The organism is Isoptericola nanjingensis (assembly GCF_050311635.1).
Taxonomy (GTDB): domain Bacteria; phylum Actinomycetota; class Actinomycetes; order Actinomycetales; family Cellulomonadaceae; genus Isoptericola; species Isoptericola nanjingensis.
Genome location: NZ_JBNOZL010000007.1, coordinates 68,801 through 89,982 on the forward strand (window position 1 = coordinate 68,801; position 21,182 = coordinate 89,982).

Below are 21,182 nucleotides of genomic sequence, written 5' to 3' on the forward strand. Positions count from 1 at the left end.
GGGCGCCCTTCCCGGGTGCCGACGACGATGCAACACCCGTCGGAAGCCCGTGTACCCCGTCCTCACGGGATCCATACGGCGCCGGGGCGCACCCTGACGGAAGCCCTACGGGCGTGGCCCCGCCACCTCGGAAAAACCGGCGCGTGGCGGCGGTCGGCCGTGCCAGGCTGCCCCGCATGGACTCCGTCGACGACGACACCCGGGCCGCGTGGGCCGTCGCCTCGCGCAAGTACACCGACGAGTACGACGAGCACCTCGCGCAGGCCAGGACCGCCCGGCTGCTGCCCGCGGAGGTCGCCGCGATCGGGGAGCTGGTCCGGGGCGCCGACGTCGTGCACCCGATGAGCGGCCACGGCCTGGACGACGTCGCCCTGGCGCGGCTGGGCGCGCGGTCCGTGCACGGCCTGGACTACAGCCCGGCGCCGGTGGAGAGCGCGCAGCGCCGGGCCGACGAGCTCGGCGTGCCCTGCCGGTACACCCGCGCGACGCTGCCGGACAGCGGCCTCGACGACGCGTGCGCCGACCTCGTCTACACCGGCAAGGGCGCGCTCATCTGGGTCGCGGACCTGCCCGCCTTCCTCGCCGAGGTGCGCCGCCTGCTGCGGCCGGGCGGGCGGTTCTACGTCTACGAGGCCCACCCGCTGGTGCCGCTGTGGGCGTGGGACGCCGACGAGCTCCGCGTGCGCCCTGACCGGGGGTACTTCGAGGCGTCGCACGTCAACGACACGTTCCCCGGCCACGGGGCGGTGGAGCGGCAGCGCACGCTCGCCGAGACCGTCATGGACTGCCTGCGCGGCGGGTTCGAGATCGAGCACCTCGAGGAGCACCCCGACCCGTTCTGGCGCCCCGACGGCATCGACGCCGCCGCCTGGGACGGCCGCGTCCCGAACGCGTTCAGCCTGCTGGCGCGCCGGGTCTGAGCGCGACGCTCAGCGCAGGGCGTACGCCGGGACGTTGGTGTCGGTCGCGAACACGTCCGTCATCCACAGCATCGAGCGGTACATCCACCGCGTGGTGAAGGTCCGGTCCCGCATCCGGATGCGCGCGTTCGTCGGCGGTGCCAGGAACGGCCCCGCGTTGCCGGTCCGCGCGACCCGGGTGGGCTTGCGCATCCGCCGGTCGTAGGCCGCGAACGCGGTCTCGTGGTCGCCGCGCGCCGCCACGAGCTCGCCGGCGAGGACGTAGGCGGCGACGAGGGACAGGCCCGTCCCGAAGCCGCCGAGGGTGTTGGCGTGCCCCGAGTCGCCGACCAGCGCGAACCGCCCGCGCGTGAACGACGTCATCCGGGTGCGCGCGAGGGCGTCGAGGTAGAGGTCGTCGGCCCGGCGGACGGCGTCGAGCGCGGCGGGCACGCGCCAGCCGGCGCCGGCGAAGGCGGCCTCGAGGAACGCCCGCTGGGACGCGGCGTCGTGGCGGTCGTACGGTGCCCCGCCGCCCGGCGCGCGGAAGACGAACAGGCTCGGCGCCTTCTGCCCGCCGAGCAGCGCGAGCCGGCCGGGCTCGTTGTACCCGTAGGCGACGGCGCGGCCGTCGGGGCGCCGGGTCTCCAGCCCGTCGAGCGGCGCCGCGGCGTCGGCGACGGCGTAGCAGTACCCGAGCGACTCGACGAGCTGCTCCTCCGGGCCGAACGCGAGCCGCCGCACGGCGGAGTGCACGCCGTCGGCGCCCACCACCAGGTCGAACCGCTCGCTCGGCCGGTGTGCGAACGCGACCTGCACGCCGTCCGTCGTCTCGGTCGCGCCCACGATCTCGTCGCCGAAGACGTACTCGGCGTCGCGGGCGGTGTGCTCGTGCAGGACGGCGGCGAGGTCGCCGCGCAGGACCTCCAGGTCGCCGCCGACGAACTCGCCCGGGATCACGGCGCGGACCCGGTCGCGGGCGTCGACCATGCGCCAGTCGGTCCGCGGGGTCTGGCGGGCGCGCACGTCGTCGAGGATCCCCATGCGGTCCAGGACGTCGCGGTGGGTGCGGCCCTTGAAGTCGACGGCCTGGCCGCCGGGCCGGAGCGCGGGGGCCTTCTCGACGACGGTGACGTCGAAGCCGTTGCGGCCGAGCCAGCGGACGAGCGCGGGCCCGGCGATGCTCGCGCCGGAGACGAGGATCTTCGAGGTGGACATGGACTGCTCCTTCGGTGACCGAGGCTTAATTGCGTCCCAGAGACACAGTAAGCATCCGCGTACGATGGACGCAAATACTTCAGGGCGCGCGAGACCGGCAGCCGCCGGAGGCAGGGGGAGCGATGGGCGCCGACCATCGGGGGGCCGGGACGGGCGCGACGAGTACCGACGACGTCGTCGCGCTGCTGTGGCGGCGCGCGACGCCGGCCCGCCGCGGGCCCAAGCCGCGCTTCAGTGTCGACGGCATCGTGGCCGCGGCCACGGAGATCGCCGACGCCCACGGGCTCGACGCGGTGACGATGCAGGCCGTCGCCGCACGCCTCGGCACCACCAAGATGGCGCTGTACCGCTACGTGCCGGGCCGCGTCGAGCTGGACGCGCTCCTGCTCGACGCCGCGCTCGGGGCCGCGCCGTCCGCGGCGACGGGGGCGGACTGGCGGGCCGCCCTGACGGACTGGGCCGGCAGCGTCCACGCGCGGGCGCTCGCGCGGCCCTGGTCGGTCGAGCTCGCGCAGCGGCCGCACGTGCCCGGCCCCGTCGAGCTCGCCTGGTTCGAGGCCGGCCTTGCGGCGTTCGGGGACCTGCCGCTCACCGGCGCGGAGAGGCTCGACACGCTCGCGCTCCTGGTCGGTCACGTGATGTCCCTCGTGCGCCAGCAGCCGCGCGGCGCGTCGCCGGAGGCCGATCTCACCGCCGGGCTCGGGCCCGTCCTCGCCGAGCACGCGGACGACTACCCGCTCACCGTGGCGGCCTTCTCCGACGCCGAGCCGGGCGACCGCGACGACGCCCTGCGGTTCGGCGTCGCGCGTGTGGTCGCCGGCGTCGGGGCGCTCGCGGCCGAGCGCGCCTGACCGGAGCCGCGACGACGGAGCGCCCGCTCCCCGGGGAGGGCGGGCGCTCGCCGGGAGGCCGGCGGCTCAGGACGCGGCCGGCTCCTCGTGGTCGGTCGGGGTGTGCACGATGTCGTAGTACACGTCGGTGTTCCCCTCCTCGGGGAACACGCGGTAGGTGAACTCCTCGTCGGTGAGCGTGACGATGTCCGAGTCGCGCTCGAACTGCACCTCGCCGGCGTCGTCCTTCGCGACGATGTGGCGGGTCGTGCCCTCCTCGTCGACCGTCCAGTCGCCCTGCATCTTCGGGCTGTCGTCGAGGTCGTACATGGTGAACGTGCCGTCGGCGTCGAAGTACGCCCAGCCGACGAAGGCGCTCACGTCGTCGTCGTCGAGCGGGACGTCGTCACCCTCGGCGTCGGTCGCGCCGGTGGTCTCCCACGCGGTCGACGCGAGCACGTCGGACGGCGTCTGCGCCTCGTCGGCCGCCGCGGCCTCCTGCGTGGCGGCGGTCTCGGAACGGGCCGCGGCGTCGGCCTCGCCCGTGCTGCAGGCGGTGAGCGCCCCCAGCGCGATCAGGGCCGAGACGGCGATCGTGGCGGGCTTCGTCGACGTCGTGAGCTTCATGGGGTGTCCTTCCCTCGTGCCCGGGACGGCGGTGGGTGTCCCGGCGTGTCGGTGCGTCGGATCCATCGTGGTTCCGGGCACCGGACCGCCACATCGCCTGCCGGGCTCGCCGGAAGTCAGCCGAACGGATGAGGCGCGACCGGCACGAACCGCAGCAGCGCCCCCGGCGGCAGCTGGCCGAGCAGCCACAGGTGCGTCGACGCCACGGACGCGACCACCGGGTAGCCGCCGGTGAGCGGGTGGTCGACGCCGAACAGCACCGGCAGGCCGTCCGGCGGCACCTGCAGAGCGCCGGTCACGCAGCCCTCGCTGGGCAGCTCGCGCCCCTGCGCGCCGGCCGCCCGGGTCAGGGGTGCTCCGTCCAGCCGCAGCCCCACCCGGTCCGCACGGTCGGTCACCCGCCACTCCTGGTCGACGAGCGCGGCGGGGTCCGCGAACCAGTCGTCGTGCGGGCCGAGCACGACGGGGAGCGTCGTGACCTCGCCCGGCGCGGGCAGCGCCGCGACGTCCGGCGCCCCGACGTCGTCCACCGCCACCGCCAGGACGTGGTGAGCAAGACTCCGGGGACTCTTCGGTCGCGAACAGGCCCCGAGATCGCGCTCACCACGCAGGGGGGTCCCGGGGGCGAGGGGGGCGGGGCCCAGGTGGGCGAGGGTGTCGGTGGCGCGGGAGCCGAGGACGGGCGGCGCGGCGACGCCTCCGCGGACGGCGACGTACGTCCGCCGGCCGCGGGCGGGGGCGGCCAGCGCGAGCTCGTCGCCGGCGCGCAGGCGGAACGCCCGTGCCAGGGGTGCGCGGCGGGCGTCGTCCGGGTCGCCGCCGCGGTGCACGACGGCGTCCGCGTCCGCCCCGGCGAGCGCGACGACGGCGTCGGTGCGGGCGCGCAGCCGCAGCCCGCCGCCCACGGCCTCGACGGCGGCCGCCCCGACCGGGTTGCCCACCGCGCGGTTCGCGGCGCGCAGGCTGCGCGGGTCGGCCGCGCCGGACGCGGACACGCCGAGGTGCGCCAGCCCGGGTCGGCCGAGGTCCTGCACCAGCGCCTGCAGCCCGGGCGTCACGACCTCCAGCACCTCCAGACCCCTGCCCGACGTCGTGGGCCCGGCAGTCTCGGTTCGCGGCGGCAGCTCGGACTGCCGCGCCGGGCCCGAACTGCCGTCGTGAGCGAGCCCGGCGCCGCGGGCCGCCGCGCGCACGGCCGTGAACCGCACCCGGTCGCCGGGGGCCCACGGGGTGGGAGGGTCGCGGTCGGCGTCCCAGGTGACGACGTCGGTCCGACCGACGAGCTGCCACCCGCCCGGGCTGGAGCGCGGGTAGACGCCCGAGTACGGCCCGGCGAGCGCCACCGAGCCCGCGGGCACCCGGGTGCGCGGCGACTCCCGCCGCGGCACGACCAGCGTCTCGTCGTCCCCGGTCAGGTACGCGAACCCGGGGGCGAAGCCGACGAAGCCCACCACCCACGACGCCCCCGCGTGCCGCCGCACCACCTCCTCCGGGCTGCACGCGAGCAGGCGTGCGACGTCGGCCAGGTCCTCGCCGTCGTACACGGTGGGGATCTCGACGAGCCTTGCTCCCGCCGGCTCCCCGGCCCCCTCGTCGGCGGCGCGGCCGGCCGCGGCCGCCCGCGCGCGCAGCTCGTCCGCGAGACGGGCCGCGGGCAGCCGCCACGGGTCGAACGGCACCAGCAGCGTGCGCGCGCCGGGCACGGGCTGCCCGACGCCCGTCACGGGGTCGTCGCGCAGGGACGCGTGGAGCGCCAGGGCCTGCGCGAGGTCGTCGACCTCGACGAGCAGGGCGTCGTCGCGCACGGGCAGGACACGCACGGAGAAGACACGCACGGGCGGGACGCGCTCAGGCCCGCCCACGCTCAGGCCCTCGACGTCGCCGGGGCGAACGCGGCGAGGGTGACGCCCGCGTCGTCGAACGCCGCTCGCACCCGGCGGGCCATCGCGACCGCGCCGGGCGTGTCGCCGTGCACGCACACGGAGTCGGCGGCCACGCGCACCACGCTGCCGTCGACGGCCTCGACCACGCCCTCGGTGACGAGCCGCAGCATCCGCCGGGCCACGACGTCCGGGTCGTGCAGGACGGCGCCCGGCTCGCCGCGGGGCACCAGCGTGCCGGCAGGCGTGTAGGCGCGGTCGGCGAACGCCTCCGCCGCGGTGGCCAGGCCCGCGGCCTCGGCGGCGGCGAGGGAGAGGGTGCCGGGCAGCCCGAGCAGCACGAGGGACGGGTCGACGGAGGCGAGAGCGGCGGCGACGTCGTCCGCCACGCGCCGGTCCACGGCCGCCCGGTTGTACAGGGCGCCGTGCGGCTTCACGTAGGTGACGCGGGTGCCCTCGGCGGCGGCGAGAGCCTGCAGCGCGCCGACCTGGTAGACGACGTCGGCCTGCAGCTCGGCCGACGGGACGTCGATGTCGCGGCGCCCGAAGCCCGCGAGGTCGCGGTAGCCGACGTGCGCCCCGACGGCGACGCCGCGGGCGGCGGCCAGGCCCACCGTGCGACGGATCGACGCCGGGTCGCCGGCGTGGAAGCCGCACGCCACGTTCGCCGACGAGACGACGTCGAGCATCGCCTCGTCGTCGCCGAGGGTCCAGCGCCCGAACCCCTCGCCGAGGTCGCTGTTGAGGTCGACGGTGGTCATGCGTCCAGTCTGCCGCGCGACGTCCCCTGCGGGCGGGGGCGTATCAGGGCGCTCCGGTCATGGTGTGCGGATGAGCGTCGCGTGAACTCTCGTCGCAGGGGTGGCAGGAGCGTGGCGCGTGCCGCACAGTGAAGGGACGGTCCTGTCGCCTGTGTCACACGACGACGCCGAGGTGTGGCAGGATCCGAGCGCCTGAGCAGTGCCGATGTAGGAGGTTCGTCGTCGTGAGGTCTCCGAGGGACACCGGACGGGGCGCGCGTGTCGGCAGGCTGCTCGCGACGGCGACGGCGACGTGCGTGGTCGCGGCGGGGTTTCTCGCGGCCCCCGTGGCGGGCCTCCCGTGGAACGACGGCCGCCTCCAGACCCTCGCCGCCGACCAGCACACCCCCGACGTCGGAGCCGGCAGCCCGGTGGGCGAGGGCGTCTCCGTGGGCGTGGTCGGGACGCCGGAGTCGACCGGCCCGACGACGCTCCAGGAGGTGCTGGGCGTCCTCGAGCGCGCGGAGCTCGCCGGCCAGGACGCCGGCCGGAAGGTGACGCCCGCGGTGGACCAGGCCGCCGCCGAGCTCGGCATGCTGCTCAGCACGTACCTCGCGCAGCAGTCCGCCAGGTCGTCCGACCGCCCCTTCGCGGCCGCGGACGCCGAGGTGCCCTCGCCCGTGCTCCCGGCCCCCGCGACCGAGCCCGACGTGACCGGGCCCGCCGAGACGACGCCCGCCGACGAGCCGCGGGCCGTGGCCGTCGCGCGCCAGATCGCGACGGACCCCGCCGCGATCGACCCCGCCGACGAGCCCGACCCTGTGGCCACGGGGGAGCGGTCCGGCGCCGAGCAGCCTGATCCCGTGCAGCCGGACGCCGTGCAGCCGGACGCCGTGCAACCGGACGAGCAGGCCGCGGACCAGAGCGGGCACGACGGCGACGAGGTGACGTTCGACGACCTCGTCGTCGCGGCCACGCGCCTGGCGACGCTGCTGGACCCGGCGACCACGACCCTCGAGGCGGGCATCCTGCCGGCAGGGGCGGACGGGACGGTCGCGGCGCGCGCCACGCTGACGGCGAGCCTGCTCGAGGTGGTCGACCGCTACGGCCGGAGCACGGCGGGCTACGCCAACGGGCGCATCCCGGCGTCGGCGCTGTGCCCGCTCGACTTCGCGCCCGGGCACATGCTGCGCTGCGACGCCGCGGAGCAGCTCTCCGCGCTCAGCAAGGAGTACGAGAAGGAGTTCGGGGTGCCCATCCCGATGACCGACTCGTACCGCTCGCTGGAGCTGCAGATCCGCGTCAAGGCCACCAAGGGCTGGCTGGCGGCGACGCCGGGCACGTCGAACCACGGCTGGGGCCTCGCCGTCGACCTGGGCTACCCGATCTCCACCTTCACGTCCGCCGAGCACGCGTGGATGCGCGTGCACGGGCCGGACTACGGCTGGGACAACCCGTCCTGGGCGCGCTCCACCGGCTCGAAGCCCGAGCCGTGGCACTTTGAGTTCTTCGCCGCCGGCCCCATCCCCGACCGGGCGTGGAAGGCCGACGACGTCGCGGGCGGCGGCGGGCCGACGGCCCCGGCCGAGCGTGCCGACAAGAACGCCAAGGACGCGAAGGACGGCAACGACGGGAAGGGCACGAAGTCCGCGGCCGGCACGGCGAAGGACGGGGCGGTCGAGAAGGGCGGCAAGAAGCCCGGCTCCACGTCCGACGGCGGGACCACGGACCCGGGCAAGGGAGGCGACTCGTCCGATCGGCCCGCCACGCCCGCGAAGGTCACGGTGCCCGACGTCGCCGGCCAGAGCCTCGCTGCAGCGAAGAAGAAGCTGCACGCGCTGGGACTCGAGGTGACGACCGTGACGCGCGCGGACGACGACGTCCCCGAGGGCACGGTCGTGACGACCCGGCATGCGGGCACGAAGGTCCGGACCGGCTCCACGGTCACCCTCGTCGTCTCGAGCGGCCCGGAGCAGGCGTCGCAGCAGGTGGCGGTGCCGAAGGTCGCCGGCAAGGACGAGGCGGGTGCACGGCAGGCCCTGACCGACGCCGGCCTGGTGCCGGCGAAGCGCGTCGCGACGCGGGCCAGCGACGCGGTGCGTGAGGGCGACGTCGTCGGAACGGACCCGGTCGCGGGCTCCAGCGTGGACCGCGGCGCCACCGTGACGATCGTCGTCTCGAGCGGTCCGGCGCAGGTGAAGGTGCCGGCGGTCGAGGGCGACGCGGGCTCCGCCAAGCGGGCGCTGCAGGACGTCGGCCTCGCCCCGGAAGTCGTCGAGGAGCACAGCGACACGGTCGACGAGGGCCACGTCATCCGGACCGAGCCCGGTGCCGGGACACCGGTGGACCGCGGCGCAGCCGTGCGCGTGGTCGTGTCGTCGGGACCCGAGGAGCCGGAGCAGGTCGAGGTGCCGGGCGTCGTCGGCGAGGAGCAGGCCGTGGCCGTGCAGCGTCTGAAGGACGCCGGCTTCGTCGTGGAGGTCGTCGAGGAACCGAGCGACGACCAGCCGGAAGGCGTGGTCGTCCGGAGGGAGTCGGGCACGGAGGAGACCCTGCCGTCGGGGTCGACCGTGACGCTCGTCGTGTCGACGGGTCCCGAGTGACGCCCCCCGCGCCGCCCGCAGAGACCCCCGGCGAGCGGCGGACGCGCGAGGCGCTGGAGGCGTCGGGCGTCGCGTTCGACATCGTGCGGCACGGCCCGGTGCGCTCGCTCGCGGAGGCCGCGGCCGCGCGGGGCGTCACGCCGGCGCAGGTGGTCAAGACGATCGTGGTGCGCCGCGGGGACGGCGACTTCCTCTTCGTGCTGGTGCCGGGCGACCGCACGATCGCGTGGCCGCGGCTGCGCTCGCTGCTGGGGGTGTCCCGGCTGTCGATGCCCGACAAGGAGGTGGCGCGCGACGTCACCGGGTACGAACGCGGCACCATCACGCCGTTCGGCTCGCTCACGGCCTGGCCGGTGGTCGCGGACTCGCGCATCGCGGAGGCGGGGCCGGTGTCCGTCGGGGGCGGCGGGCACGGGGTCTCGGCGACGATCGACGGAGGTGACCTTGCTCGCGTCCTCGACGCCCGGGTCGCGGACGTCACCGACCTGGACCACCCTGGACCGGCGGGGCCCGCCCGCGCGACGCCGGCCGGTCCGGCGTCGACCCGCCAGGACTGACCGGATGCTGGACGAATCCGCCTGACGGGGGAACACTCGACGCGGGCCGTTCGCTGTACGGAGAGGACGCAGACAGCGTCCCCAGGCCGCACGGCCCCACGCACGGGAGCAACTCGACCACATGGACATCGACAGCAGCAGCGAACCCCTGCCGAGCTCGGGGATCGCGTCCCGGACCACCGACGAGGCCACCGTCCTCACCCTGTGGGGCGAGGTCGACGCGGCGCTGCGCGAGGCGGCGAGCGACGCGATGGCGGCGCTCGCGGCGCGGGGCACGACCCAACCGATCGTCGTGGACACCCGGGACGTCACGTTCATCGACTCCTCGGGGGTCGCGTTCATCCTGCAGGTGTACATGCTGGGCCAGGAGACGGGCACGTCCGTGAGCCTGTACCAGCCGTCCGAGGCGGTCGCGGAGGTGCTGGACATGGTCGGCATGGGCGGCCGCATCCCCCTGGCGGAGGCGGAGCCCGCAGGTCGGGCCGGCTGACCGGGTGAGCGTCCAGGTCGACAGCGCCGTCGTGCGGGCCGCGCGGCTTGCCGCCACGGGCCTGCGCGGGCAGAGCCTGCCCGACGCGACCGCCGTCGTCGACGCGCTCCTCGCGGTGCAGGGGCAGGAGCTGCAGCCCGCGTTGTGGGGCCTCTCCCGGCGGGTCGCGCCGTCCTCGCGCCCCGGCCGCGCCGCCCTCAACGCGGCGCTCGCCGACGGCGAGCTGCTGCGTACCCACCTGCTGCGCCCCACCTGGCACCTGGTGCGGCCGCGCGACGCGCGCTGGCTGCTCGAGCTCAGCGCGCCGCGCGTCGAGAGGCTCATGGCGTCCACCGAGCGGGCGTGGGACCTCGGCGACCTGGGCCCCGGCACGGAGGCCGTCGCCGCCGCCGTCGCGGACGGGCCGCGCACGCGCGCGGAGATCAAGGCCGAGCTGGTCGACCACGGCGTGCTCGACCCCGACGCCCCCGGCCTCGCGTTCACCCAGATGCTCATGCACGCGGAGCTGCGGTGCCTCGTGATCAGCGGGCCGCCGCCGGCCGGCAAGGAGCTGCAGCACCAGTCGTACGCGACCTTCGACGACCGCGTCCCCGCGGGCTACGGGCCGCTGGGCGAGCGGTTCGACGCCCAGGCCGCCGTCGTCGAGCTGTGGCGTCGCTACCTGCCAGGGCGCGGCTTCGCGACCCTCAACGACCTGCGGCTGTGGGCCGACGTCACCGTCCGCGACCTCAGGCCCGTGCTGGCCGCCCTCACCGAGGCGGGCGAGGTCGTCCAGGTCGCGGGCACGGGGGACCTCGAGGGCCTCGTCCTCGTCGCGACGGCCGCGACGGCGGACCGCTGGCTCGGTGGTGGCGACGGCGGGGGCGACGGCGTCGACGACGATCCCGTCGTCGACCTGCTCCAGGCCTACGACGAGCTGCTGATCTCCTACCGGGAGACGCGCCACGTCGTCCTCGACCCGGCGCTGCCGCCGCCGGACCGGTCCGGCGCGTTCGTGCACTGCGTGGCGGTGGACGGCGTGGTGGCGGGACGCTGGCGCTGGCCGGCGGGCGCCGGGCGGGGCGGCGTCGACGTGCAGTGGCTGCGCGACCCGACCCCTGCCGAGCGCGCCGCACTGGACGCGGCGGTCGCCGACCTCGACGTGTACCGGGGCTGAACCTGGACCGGGCCGCCGAACCTGCTGCCCGGATGGCAGGGTGGTCCCGTGCATCTCAACTGGGCCGGGAACCTCACGTACTCCGCACGCTCCGTCGTGCGCCCCGCGTCGCTGGAGGAGCTCGCCGACGTGCTCACCGCCGGCGGCCCGGTGCGCGCGCTGGGGTCGCGCCACTCGTTCAACGACGTCGCCGACACGGACGGCGTGCACGTCCAGGTGGACGGGCTCGACGACGGCCGGCCCGCGGTGGAGCCGCTGACGCCGGACGGCGGTGACGAGGGCGACGTCGTGTCCGTGAACGCGGGCCTGCGCTACGGCGAGGTGTCCCGTGCCCTGCACGCGACCGGCCGCGCGCTGGGCAACCTGGCGTCCCTGCCGCACATCTCCGTGGCGGGCGCGGTCGCCACGGCCACGCACGGCTCCGGCGACGCGAACCAGAGCCTCGCGAGCGCGGTCGAGGGTCTGGAGATCATGACGCCGGGCGGCGAGCTGCGGCGCATCACCCGCGACAGCGACCCCGACGTCTTCCCCGGCACGGTCGTGTCGCTCGGGGCGCTGGGCGTCGTGACGCGCGTCGAGCTGCGCACCGTCCCGGCATACGTGGTGCGGCAGGACGTCGCGGCGGACGTCCCGTGGGACACGTACCTCGCGAGCTTCGACGCCATCACCTCGGCGGCGTACTCGGTGAGCGCCTTCACGAGCTGGGACGAGCCGGCCGTGCGGCACGTGTGGTTCAAGTCCGTGGCCCGCGCCGACCGGCCCGAGGTCCGAGGGCTCGCCCCCGACGTCCTGCGCTGGTCGGACGTGGCCGTCCACCCGCTGCCTGGCGTCGACCCGTCGGCGTGCACCGAGCAGCTCGGCGTGGACGGCCCGTGGCACGAGCGGCTGAGCCACTTCAAGCTCGAGTTCACGCCGTCGAACGGCGACGAGGTGCAGTCGGAGTACCTGCTGCCGCGCCGCCACGCCGTCGCCGCGATCGAGGCGATGCGCCGCCTCGGCCCGACGGTCGCGCCGCTGCTGCAGACCAGCGAGATCCGCACCGTCGCGGCCGACGACCTGTGGCTGAGCCCGTTCGACGAGCCGTCGGTGGGCTTCCACTTCACGTGGGTGCCGCGCGAGGACGACGTGCGGGCCGTGCTGCCCGCCGTCGAGCAGGCGCTGGTGCCCCTCGGGGCGCGGCCGCACTGGGGCAAGGTCAGCACGCTGGACGCACCGACGACGGCGGCGCTGTTCCCCCGGTTCGACGACTTCCGGCGCCTGGCCGCGCGGTTCGACCCCGACGGCCGCCTGCACGGCGGGCTGGTGGGTCGCCTGCTCGCGGGCTGACCCCGGCGGGGACCCGCCGCGGCGAGGGCTGGCCACGGACCGGGCGGTCGGGCAGCATCGGTCTGTGAGACACGCTTGACGTGACGCCCCTCACCGTGGAGGTTCGACGCCTGTGAGCACCACGACCACTGACACCTCGCCCCCCCGGGAGCAGTTCACCGGGCAGGTCGGCTTCATCCTGTCCGCGATCGGCTCCGCCGTCGGGCTGGGCAACATCTGGCGGTTCCCCGGGGTCGCGTACGAGAACGGCGGTGGCGCCTTCCTGGTGCCCTACGTGATCGCGCTGCTGACGGCGGGCATCCCGATCCTCTTCCTCGACTACGCGCTGGGGCACCGCTTCCGCGGCGGCCCGCCCACCGTGTTCCGCCGGGTGAAGAAGTGGCTCGAGACCCTGGGCTGGTTCCAGGTGATGATCTGCTTCGTCATCGCGATCTACTACGCGGCGATCATCGGCTGGGCGCTGAGCTTCTTCGTCTACTCCTTCACGCTGAAGTGGGGCGACGACACCGCAGGCTTCTTCACCGGCGACTACCTGCAGCTGTCCGACGTCGCCAACGGCGGCGCGTGGTTCACGCTCGACTTCGTGCCCGCGGTGCTGATCCCGCTGCTGCTGGTGTGGGTCGCGACGATCGTCGTCCTCGTGGGCGGCGTCGCGAAGGGCATCGAGAAGGCCAACGTCATCTTCCTGCCGCTGCTGGTCGTCGCGTTCAGCGTGCTGGTGGTGCGGGCGATCTTCCTCGACGGCGCCACCGACGGTCTCAACGCCCTGTTCACGCCCGACTGGGGCGCGCTGGGCGACATGAACGTGTGGATCGCCGCCTACGGGCAGATCTTCTTCTCGCTCTCCGTGGCCTTCGGCATCATGATCACGTACTCGTCGTACCGGAAGCGCAGGGCGAACCTCACGTCGCCGGGCCTGGTCGTCGCGTTCTCCAACTCGGGCTTCGAGATGCTGGCGGGGATCGGCGTGTTCGCCGCCCTCGGCTTCCTCGCGCACGAGCAGGGCGTCGCCGTCGCGGACCTCGAGGGCATCACCGGCCCGATCCTCTCGTTCGTGACGTTCCCCGCCGTCGTCTCGCAGATGCCGGCCGGGCCCCTGTTCGGCGCCCTGTTCTTCGGGTCGCTCGCGATGGCCGGGTTCACGTCGCTCATCTCGATCCTGCAGGTGGTCGCGGCAGGCTTCCAGGAGAAGTTCGGCCTCACCCGCCGGCAGGCGGTGCTGTGGATCGGCGGCGTGGCGGCCGTGCTGTCCGTGGTCGGGTTCTCGACGACGACGGGCCTCATCGCCCTGGACACGATCGACAACTGGTCCAACAACATCGGCATCGTGGCGTCCGCGGTGCTCATGTGCGTGTTCCTCGTCTGGCTGCTGCGCACGAGCCCCGAGCTGCGCTACCACCTCAACGCCGTCTCGACGGTGCAGGTGGGCCGCTGGTGGTACGTCTGCGTCGGGGCGATCGTGCCGGCCGTGCTCGCGTACATGCTGGTCTCGCGCATCGTCGACCTCGTGCAGAACGGGTACGAGGGCTACGACGAGACGTACCTGCTGTACGTCGGGTGGGGCACGCTCGTGGTCCTCGTCGTCGGCGCCGTTCTGCTGACGCTGCCGCGCTGGCGGCGCAGCCCGGACGACTTCGTCGCCTGGCCCGCCTACCCGCCGGTCACGGCGACCACGACGACGAAGGGGGCGGCCCGATGAACGCCGACGCGATCCTGCTCATGGTGCTGTCGCTGGCCGTCGTCTGGGGCGGCCTGCTGGTGAGCATCCTCGTCCTGCGCGCCCGCCCCGAGCGGGCCGACTTCCCGCCGGGCGGGGACGACGACCGCCGCGAGGACGACGCGATCACCGAGCGCGACACCTGATCCCACCCCCACGCCGAGGTAGTACGGATTTCGCCGAGGTAGTACGGGCGGGCCGCACCCACGTGCGGCCCGCCCGTACTACCTCGGCGAAATCCGTCCTACCTCGGCAGGCCCCGGCGGGTCAGTCGTCCTCGCGGTTCTCGCGGACCTTCTCCACGCCTTCCTTGAGCAGGAAGAGGGGCAGGATGAACGCCGCGAGCATCCCGGCGAGCCACACGATGACCGGTCCGACGATCCAGCCGGCGACGCCGCCGACGTCGAGCCCGTCGGTGACGAGGACCGCGACGATGAGGGCGACGAACGTCGAGAGCAGGCCGACGCCGCCGACGAGCGCGGGGGCGTTGTTCCGGGCCGCCTTGGTGAGGAACGGGGAGATGATCGCCTGCGCCACGGCGAAGATGACGACGGCGAGGACGAAGCCCAGCGGCTCGGACCAGTTGATGGAGAACGTCTCGAGGTCGAAGGCGGCGAAGATCCCCGCGGCGACGAGGACGCCCACCACCGCCGCCAGCAGGAACACGGCCGTACGGAGCAGGAACCTGATCATGCTCGGAGCGTAGAGCCGGGACGTCCCCGCGGCATGTCGGGCAGGCAGGGCGCCCCGTCGTCAGGCGGGCACGGCCAGCAGCCCGATGCCTGCCAGCACGACGAGAGAACCGACGATCTTCACGGCGGGGCGCGGCTCCTTGAACAGCCACCAGGCCAGGAGGGTGCCGATGACGATGCTCGACTCGCGGGCCGGCGCCACCAGCGCGATCGGCGACGTCTGCATCGCGACCAGCACGAGGATGTAGCCCAGCGGGGACAGCACGGCGACCAGCGCGATCTCGCGCACGTGCCGCCGGCTCATGCGGACGGCCTCCGCGCGGCGGCCGCGGTCACGCAGGATGGGCGCCAGCGTGAGCGACTGCCAGACGGCGTTGCACGCGAAGTAGGCCACGGGATCGAGCGCGAGCGTCGTGACGGCGTGACCGTCCCACAGCGTGTACGCGGCGATGGCGGCGCCGGTCGCGAGGCCCCAGCGCACGCCCGCGAGGCCGCGCGAGGCGTCGACGCCGGACGCGCCCGAGCTCGCGACCACCGCCACGCCCGCGATCACCACGAGGCCGCCCACCACGTGGACGGCGTCCGCCTGCTCGCCGAGGACCACCAGCGCGACGAGCATCGTCAGCAGCGGCCCCGTGCCCCGCGCCGTCGGGTAGACGATCCCGAGATCGGCGCGTGCGTAGCCGGTGTTGAGCGCCACGCCGTACAGGTTGTGCAGCACGCCGGAGACCGCGCCCGCCAGCAGCAGCGCACCCAGGTCCGGCCAGCCCTCGCGGGCGAGGATCACCAGCCCCACCGGCGCCCACAGCACGGCGGACGCCGTGGCGTAGAGCCAGACGAAGACGCGCGAGTCGCCGGTGACACGCTTGGCCGCGACGTTCCAGATCGCGTGGAGCACGGCGGCGGCGAGCACGAGCGCGAGCGAGGTGGGCGACATCGGCCCCGACCGTACTCGCAGACGCACACTGGGGTGACGACCTCCCGATCACCAGCCGGTTTGGAGAATAATTCCTAGGGCTGCATACTCATGCATCGACCCCTCGCACGATCCTCGGAGCCCACCATGCGCACCCGCCACACCCTCGCGGCGACCGTCGTCACCTCGGCCGTCGCCGCCCTCGCCCTCACCGGCTGCACCACGGCCTCGCAGGACCTCGGCCAGACGCCGGGCGCGTCCGAGGACAGCACCTCCGCCGCCGTCGACCTCGACGCGATCCAGAAGGACGACGCCGTCGCTGCGCTCGTCCCGGACGCCGTCGCCGAGGACGGCACGCTCACCCTGGGCTCCAACCTCCAGTACGCGCCGGTGGAGTTCCTCGACGCGGACGGCACGACGCCGGTGGGCATCGACATCGACATCGCGACCGCGCTCGCCAAGACGATGGGCCTGGAGCTGCAGGTCGAGAACGCGGGCTTCGACTCGATCATCCCGGCCATCGGCAGCAAGTACGAGGCCGGCATGTCGGCGTTCTCGGTCACGCCCGAGCGCCTGAAGACGGTCAACATGGTCAGCTACTTCACCGCCGGCTCGCAGTTCGCCGTCGCGAAGGGCAACCCCGACGGCGTGACCCCTGACGACCTGTGCGGGGTCAGCGTCGGCGTGCAGACCGGCACCATCCAGCAGGACGAGCTGGCCGAGATCAGCACGACCTGCACCGACGAGGGCAAGGACGCCGTCGACGTGCTGCCCTACGACTCGCAGTCCGACGTCACGACCAACCTCGCGGGCGGCAAGCTGCAGGCCATGTACGCGGACTCGCCGATCATCGCCTACGCCGTCGAGCAGACCGGCGGCTCCGTCGAGGCGCTCGGCGAGATCACGGACGCCGCGCCGTACGGCGTCGTCGTCGCCAAGGACGACGAGGAGCTCGCGAAGGCCGTCCAGGCCGGGCTGCAGAAGCTCATGGACGACGGCGTGCTCGCCCAGGTCGCCGACACCTGGGGCTCCGGCGCGGCCGTGCTCGACACGGCCGAGCTGAACCCGGCAGGCTGACCCGCATGGAAGACCGACCGTCCGGCCAGCTGCCGGAGCCCCTGCACGCCCGGCCGGTGCCCCGGCCGGGGCGGTGGGTGTCGGCCGTGGTGGTCCTCGTCCTCGTGGCGATGGCGGTCAACGCGCTCGTCACCAACCCCAACTTCCGGTGGGACACCGTCTGGCTCTACCTGCGCGACGTCGTCGTCGTGCGGGGCGTGGGCTGGACGCTCGTCCTCACGTTCGGCTCGATGGCGATCGCCATCGTGCTGGCCGTGCTGCTGGCGGTGATGCGGCGCAGCGACAACCCCGTGATGCGGTCGGTGTCGTGGTTCTGGATCTGGTTCTTCCGCGGCACCCCGATCTACACGCAGCTCGTGTTCTGGGGCCTGCTGTCGGTGCTGTACCCGCGGCTGTCCCTCGGCATCCCGTTCGGGCCGGAGTTCTGGACGTTCACCACCCAGGACGTCATCACGGCGTTCTGGGCGGCGCTGATCGGCCTCGCGTTCAACGAGTCCGCGTACCTGGCGGAGATCGTCCGCGCCGGCCTGTCGTCGGTGGACCCCGGCCAGACCGAGGCCGCGAAGGCGCTCGGCATGAAGGACGCCAAGATCCTGCGCCGCATCGTGCTGCCGCAGGCGATGCGCGTCATCGTGCCGCCCACGGGCAACGAGACCATCTCCATGCTCAAGACGACGTCGCTGGTGCTGGCGATCCCGTTCACGCTCGAGCTCACGTACGCCACCAACCAGATCGGCAGCCGCATCTTCCAGCCGATCCCGCTGCTCATCGTGGCCGCGCTCTGGTACCTGCTCATCACGTCGGTGCTCATGATCGGCCAGCACTACCTGGAGCGGTACTACGGCCGCGGGTTCGACGGCGGCCGCACCGGTCGCGGCGGGCGCGGCCCGCGCGGAGGGCGCAAGCCCCGCAAGCAGGACCTCATCGGCGCGTCCGGCACCACCAAGGACGACCCCTTCCTGGAGGTGACCCCATGACCGCGTCGGCCGAGGCCCCCGGGACCGCCGAGACCATGGTCGAGGTCCGCGACGTGCACAAGGTGTTCGGCCGCGGCCACGACGCCGTGCACGTGCTCAAGGGCGTCTCCCTCGACGTCCCGCGCGGCTCCGTGACCGTGGTGCTGGGGCCGTCCGGCTCCGGCAAGTCCACGCTGCTGCGCTGCGTCAACGAGCTCGAGGAGATCACCGCCGGCTCCATCCACGTGGGCGGCGACCTCATGGGCTACCGCCGCGACGACAAGGGCGTGCTGCACCGCCTGCACCCCAAGGTGATCGCGAAGCAGCGCTCCCGCATCGGGATGGTCTTCCAGCGCTTCCACCTGTTCCCGCACAAGACGGCGCTGGAGAACGTCATGGAGGCGCCCGTGCAGGTGCGCGGGCTGTCCAAGGCGGAGGCCCGCCGCAGGGGCCTGGAGCTGCTGGACCGGGTGGGGCTCGCCGAGCGGGCGGCGTTCTACCCGGCGCAGCTGTCCGGGGGCCAGCAGCAGCGCGTCGCCATCGCGCGGGCGCTCGCCATGGACCCGGAGCTCATGCTGTTCGACGAGCCCACCTCGGCGCTCGACCCCGAGCTCGTGGGCGAGGTGCTCGCCGTCATGCAGGACCTGGCGCGTTCCGGCATGACGATGATCGTCGTCACGCACGAGATCGGCTTCGCCCGCGAGGTCGCCGACCACGTCGTCTTCATGGACGACGGCGTCATCGTCGAGGAGGGCGCGCCCGCCGACGTGCTGGACAACCCGTCCGAGCCGCGGCTGCGGGACTTCCTGGCCCACGTGCTCTGACGGCCCGCCGGCCGAGCCCGTCGAAGCCGGCGCGCGCCGTCGACGGGCTCACCGGGCCGACGACGCCGTCGCCCCGCGCGGCGCCCGCGCGACGGCGACGATCCAGACCGCCAGGGCTGCGAGCGCCGCCGCGGCCCACCCGCCGACGATCTGGCGGGCGAGGTCACGGCACGCCAGGCGGTCCGCGGGCGGGACCGCCCACTCGGTCATGTCGAGGCCGTCGTCGAGGAGGCCCGCCGCCGCGGACCCCGACATGCACGTGGTCCCGTCGACGACGACGGGGGACAGCACCAGCCACCAGCCCACGCCGAGGACGGCGAACGCCAGCACCGTGACGGCGACGAGCCCGGCGCCGACATGTCGCCGTCGACGGAGGGCGAGGACGATCGTCACGACGGGGACGGCGACCAGCACCACGGTCCACACGGCGAAGATCGCCACGCCCAGCCGGTCGCTCGTCATCGAGCCTCCTTCGTCGTCGGCCGGTCGGTCAGAGCACGGAGCAGACGCCGCCCCAGTCGGTGTGACCGATGGTGACCTTCTTCCAGATGTGCGCGGAGTAGCCGCCGGCCGACGTGCGCGTCTTGGAGATGGTGCGGGTGTCGCCGTTGCTCCACGTGCTGCTGGCGCCGGTCAGCCAGGTGGTGCCGGTGGGGCAGCCGCTCGCGCCGGACGAGACCTGGTAGATGCGCAGGAACCCGGTCACGGAGCCCGAACCGCGGTACTGCCACGACGCGTAGATGCGGCCGCTGCTCTTCGACAGGCACATCGTGCCCGGGCCGGAGGTGGAGGCGCAGCGGTTGCCGGACGGCAGCGCCAGAGTGCTCGCCCCGGACGTCGCGGACCGGGTGGCCGTGGTCGCGCCGTCGGCGACGGCGGTCGCGGCGTCGCCGCAGTCCTCGAGCAGGTCGACGCGGTGCGTCGCCAGGTCGGCGGGCGCGCCCATCGCGAGGTTGTAGTCGCGGTCGACCTCGTCGGTGATCGTGACGTCCTGCAGGGTGCACCCGCGAGCCTCGGAGTCGGCCTTCCAGTCGGTGGCCTCGGCGTCGGCGCGCTCCTGCGCGGCCCACGTCTCCCACTCGCTCGCGGGGCTGCCGGGTGCGGGCACGCCGGGCAGGTTCTCCTCCGTGGTCGCCGCCTGCGACGGGGCCGCGGCCGTGAGCGCCACCCCCAGCGCGAGGACGGCGGCGCCCAGACCTGCGGCGATGTTCTTCCTGACGGTCCTGCCTCGGCTCATGTCGCTCCTCGGTTGGGCTCCGGCGCGCGATCGCGGCGTCGTCGTCGACTGGCGCGGTGACTACGGTGTAGCACTCGGGGGGTTGGCGGCAACTCCACTGGTAGGACGGAAAGGTTTCATCGTGGACGACGCCCGCGCCCGTGAGCTGCTGACGCAGATGTGGGTGGAGCAGCACGAGGTGGTCACACGATTCGTGGCGCGTCGGGTGGAGGCGGGACTGGTGGACGACGTCGTGTCGGAGACGTTCCTGGTCGCCTGGCGCCGTCTCGGCGACGTGCCCGACGACCCGAAGCCGTGGCTGCTGGGCGTCGCCCGCAACGTGCTCGCGACCCACCTGCGCACCCACGGCCGCTGGCGCGCCCTGGGGGTGCGGCTCGAGCGGGAGCCGGAAGCGGGCAAGGAGGGCACCGACGACCTCGCCGCCGACCGGACCGACCTGCGCCGGGCGTGGGAGATGCTCTCCGACGCGGACCGGGAGGTCATCGCCCTCGTCGCGTGGGACGGGCTCACCGCGGTCGAGGGCGCCAAGGTCCTCGGCGTCCGGCCGTCCACGTTCTCGGTCCGCCTGACCCGGGCCCGGAAGCGGCTGCTGGCCTACTCGGGCCTGAAGCCCGACACCGCCGACGTGCTGCGCAACCTCCAGGAGTCGCGATGAAGTCCCCCATGATGGCGGAGCTCGCCGACCTCGACCCCGCGCGCCACCTCCGCGCGCCGGGCCGCCCCGACGACGAGGCGCTCCAGGCGATCCTCGGCACCGCGCGGCGGGCCACCCCCATCCGCCGTCGCGCGCGCCCCGCCGCCCTGGCGGGCGCGGCGGCCGCCGCCGTGCTGGCGGTGGCCGGCGTCGCCACGGTGTGGTGGCCCGGGTCGCCGGCCGCGTACGCGTCGTGGACGGCCGTCCCCGCCGCCGTCCCGCCGGCCGAGGTCGGGGCCGACGCCGAGGCGTGCGGCACGGTGGCGCACCGGATCGCCGAGGGCGACGACGGCCCGCAGATCGACGAGGTGCCGATCAGCCCGGTCCTGGCCGAGCAGCGCGGCGACTACACGTACGTGCTGCTCACGGGCGACGGCGCCACCGGCGAGTGCCTGGTCACGACGCAGGCCTCCGGCGCGACCGACGTCGTCGCGGGCGACGCCGTGCTGGGTTCCGAGCCCGCCGAGCCCGGGCCGCGCGACGTCACGACCGTCCAGGCCGGCACCGCGTCCTGGTCCGAGGGGGACACCGGCGACGGCGCGCTCACGTCCGCCTACGGGCGTGCGGGGGCGGACGTCGTGTCCTTCGCGCTCACCACCACCTCGGGCGAGCGCGTCGAGGCCACCGTCCAGGACGGCTGGTGGGCGGTCTGGGCGCCGGGCGAGGCATCGCTGCGGACCACCGCGGAGCTGACCTTCTCCGACGGCGCCACCGCGGAGGTCGCGGTCGACCGGTGAGGCCCG

At 74.4% G+C, this 21,182-nt stretch carries 22 protein-coding genes; 14 read left to right on the forward strand and 8 right to left on the reverse strand.

Annotated features, from left to right (window positions below):
• Positions 1-176 precede the first annotated feature (176 nt).
• A complete protein-coding gene (locus tag ACQP6G_RS14730) occupies positions 177-920 on the forward strand; it encodes a class I SAM-dependent methyltransferase (RefSeq protein ID WP_429765297.1) in 744 nt (247 codons plus the stop codon).
• Positions 921-929: 9 nt separating this feature from the next.
• Here ACQP6G_RS14730 and ACQP6G_RS14735 read toward each other — a convergent pair whose 3' ends face one another.
• The gene (locus ACQP6G_RS14735) at positions 930-2,117 is read right to left on the reverse strand and encodes an FAD-dependent monooxygenase (RefSeq protein ID WP_429765298.1); all 1,188 of its coding nucleotides are present in this window, start codon (positions 2,115-2,117) and stop codon (positions 930-932) included.
• 122 nt (positions 2,118-2,239) lie between these two features.
• On the opposite strand from ACQP6G_RS14735, the gene ACQP6G_RS14740 reads away from it, so the two are divergent.
• Positions 2,240-2,968 (forward strand): TetR/AcrR family transcriptional regulator, encoded by a 729-nt coding sequence (locus ACQP6G_RS14740; protein WP_429765300.1) that lies wholly within the window; start codon positions 2,240-2,242, stop codon positions 2,966-2,968.
• A gap of 66 nt (positions 2,969-3,034) precedes the next feature.
• On the opposite strand, the gene ACQP6G_RS14745 is transcribed toward ACQP6G_RS14740, so the two are convergent.
• The 3 genes from ACQP6G_RS14745 to ACQP6G_RS14755 form a co-directional block, all read right to left on the reverse strand.
• A complete protein-coding gene (locus ACQP6G_RS14745) occupies positions 3,035-3,574 on the reverse strand; it encodes a DUF4822 domain-containing protein (RefSeq protein WP_429765302.1) in 540 nt (179 codons plus the stop codon).
• A 116-nt stretch (positions 3,575-3,690) separates the two neighbouring features.
• A complete protein-coding gene (locus tag ACQP6G_RS14750; protein WP_429765303.1) occupies positions 3,691-5,436 on the reverse strand; it encodes a 5-oxoprolinase subunit B/C family protein in 1,746 nt (581 codons plus the stop codon).
• A gap of 2 nt (positions 5,437-5,438) precedes the next feature.
• Complete coding sequence (locus ACQP6G_RS14755; RefSeq protein WP_429765305.1) at positions 5,439-6,215, reverse strand: LamB/YcsF family protein; 777 nt, start codon at positions 6,213-6,215, stop codon at positions 5,439-5,441.
• A 224-nt stretch (positions 6,216-6,439) separates the two neighbouring features.
• Between ACQP6G_RS14755 and ACQP6G_RS14760 the strand changes: the two genes are divergently transcribed.
• From ACQP6G_RS14760 to ACQP6G_RS14790, 7 genes are all read left to right on the forward strand, one after another.
• Positions 6,440-8,797 carry a PASTA domain-containing protein gene (locus tag ACQP6G_RS14760; RefSeq protein WP_429765307.1) on the forward strand — a complete coding sequence of 786 codons (2,358 nt, stop codon included), beginning with the start codon at positions 6,440-6,442 and terminating at the stop codon, positions 8,795-8,797.
• On the forward strand, positions 8,794-9,354 hold the full coding sequence (locus tag ACQP6G_RS14765; RefSeq protein WP_429765308.1) for an aminoacyl-tRNA deacylase: 561 nt from the start codon (positions 8,794-8,796) through the stop codon (positions 9,352-9,354). Before ACQP6G_RS14760 ends, ACQP6G_RS14765 begins: the two co-directional genes overlap by 4 nt.
• 121 nt (positions 9,355-9,475) lie before the next feature.
• Entirely contained in the window at positions 9,476-9,844 is a 369-nt protein-coding gene (locus tag ACQP6G_RS14770) for an STAS domain-containing protein (RefSeq protein WP_429765309.1), read from the forward strand.
• Between the two features lie 4 nt (positions 9,845-9,848).
• Positions 9,849-11,000 (forward strand): winged helix DNA-binding domain-containing protein, encoded by a 1,152-nt coding sequence (locus tag ACQP6G_RS14775; RefSeq protein WP_429765311.1) that lies wholly within the window; start codon positions 9,849-9,851, stop codon positions 10,998-11,000.
• Between the two features lie 48 nt (positions 11,001-11,048).
• A complete protein-coding gene (locus ACQP6G_RS14780) occupies positions 11,049-12,326 on the forward strand; it encodes an FAD-binding protein (protein WP_429765312.1) in 1,278 nt (425 codons plus the stop codon).
• Between the two features lie 112 nt (positions 12,327-12,438).
• Positions 12,439-14,025, forward strand: a complete 1,587-nt coding sequence (locus tag ACQP6G_RS14785; RefSeq protein WP_429765313.1) for a sodium-dependent transporter — start codon at positions 12,439-12,441, stop codon at positions 14,023-14,025.
• The gene (locus ACQP6G_RS14790; RefSeq protein ID WP_429765315.1) at positions 14,022-14,189 is read left to right on the forward strand and encodes a methionine/alanine import family NSS transporter small subunit; all 168 of its coding nucleotides are present in this window, start codon (positions 14,022-14,024) and stop codon (positions 14,187-14,189) included. Before ACQP6G_RS14785 ends, ACQP6G_RS14790 begins: the two co-directional genes overlap by 4 nt.
• A gap of 121 nt (positions 14,190-14,310) precedes the next feature.
• Here ACQP6G_RS14790 and ACQP6G_RS14795 read toward each other — a convergent pair whose 3' ends face one another.
• Positions 14,311-14,736 carry a hypothetical protein gene (locus ACQP6G_RS14795; RefSeq protein WP_429765317.1) on the reverse strand — a complete coding sequence of 142 codons (426 nt, stop codon included), beginning with the start codon at positions 14,734-14,736 and terminating at the stop codon, positions 14,311-14,313.
• 60 nt (positions 14,737-14,796) lie between these two features.
• A complete protein-coding gene (locus ACQP6G_RS14800) occupies positions 14,797-15,672 on the reverse strand; it encodes an EamA family transporter (protein ID WP_429765319.1) in 876 nt (291 codons plus the stop codon).
• Positions 15,673-15,798: 126 nt separating this feature from the next.
• Between ACQP6G_RS14800 and ACQP6G_RS14805 the strand changes: the two genes are divergently transcribed.
• Genes ACQP6G_RS14805 through ACQP6G_RS14815 form a run of 3 tightly spaced genes read left to right on the forward strand, consistent with a single transcriptional unit; the run spans position 15,799 to position 18,508 of the window.
• Complete coding sequence (locus ACQP6G_RS14805; protein ID WP_429765320.1) at positions 15,799-16,728, forward strand: ABC transporter substrate-binding protein; 930 nt, start codon at positions 15,799-15,801, stop codon at positions 16,726-16,728.
• Between the two features lie 5 nt (positions 16,729-16,733).
• Entirely contained in the window at positions 16,734-17,705 is a 972-nt protein-coding gene (locus ACQP6G_RS14810; protein ID WP_429765321.1) for an amino acid ABC transporter permease, read from the forward strand.
• Positions 17,702-18,508, forward strand: a complete 807-nt coding sequence (locus ACQP6G_RS14815; RefSeq protein WP_429765322.1) for an amino acid ABC transporter ATP-binding protein — start codon at positions 17,702-17,704, stop codon at positions 18,506-18,508. The genes ACQP6G_RS14810 and ACQP6G_RS14815 overlap by 4 nt, the downstream gene beginning before the upstream one ends.
• Positions 18,509-18,556: 48 nt before the next feature.
• On the opposite strand, the gene ACQP6G_RS14820 is transcribed toward ACQP6G_RS14815, so the two are convergent.
• The gene (locus ACQP6G_RS14820; RefSeq protein ID WP_429765324.1) at positions 18,557-18,970 is read right to left on the reverse strand and encodes a hypothetical protein; all 414 of its coding nucleotides are present in this window, start codon (positions 18,968-18,970) and stop codon (positions 18,557-18,559) included.
• 28 nt (positions 18,971-18,998) lie between these two features.
• Entirely contained in the window at positions 18,999-19,745 is a 747-nt protein-coding gene (locus ACQP6G_RS14825; RefSeq protein ID WP_429765325.1) for a hypothetical protein, read from the reverse strand.
• Positions 19,746-19,866: 121 nt separating this feature from the next.
• Here ACQP6G_RS14825 and ACQP6G_RS14830 point away from each other — a divergent pair, with 121 nt between their 5' ends.
• Together ACQP6G_RS14830 and ACQP6G_RS14835 are read left to right on the forward strand one after the other, a co-directional pair.
• Positions 19,867-20,400 carry an RNA polymerase sigma factor gene (locus tag ACQP6G_RS14830; RefSeq protein WP_429765326.1) on the forward strand — a complete coding sequence of 178 codons (534 nt, stop codon included), beginning with the start codon at positions 19,867-19,869 and terminating at the stop codon, positions 20,398-20,400.
• Positions 20,397-21,176, forward strand: coding sequence for a hypothetical protein (locus ACQP6G_RS14835; RefSeq protein WP_429765328.1), 780 nt, complete (start codon positions 20,397-20,399; stop codon positions 21,174-21,176). Before ACQP6G_RS14830 ends, ACQP6G_RS14835 begins: the two co-directional genes overlap by 4 nt.
• Positions 21,177-21,182 lie beyond the last annotated feature (6 nt).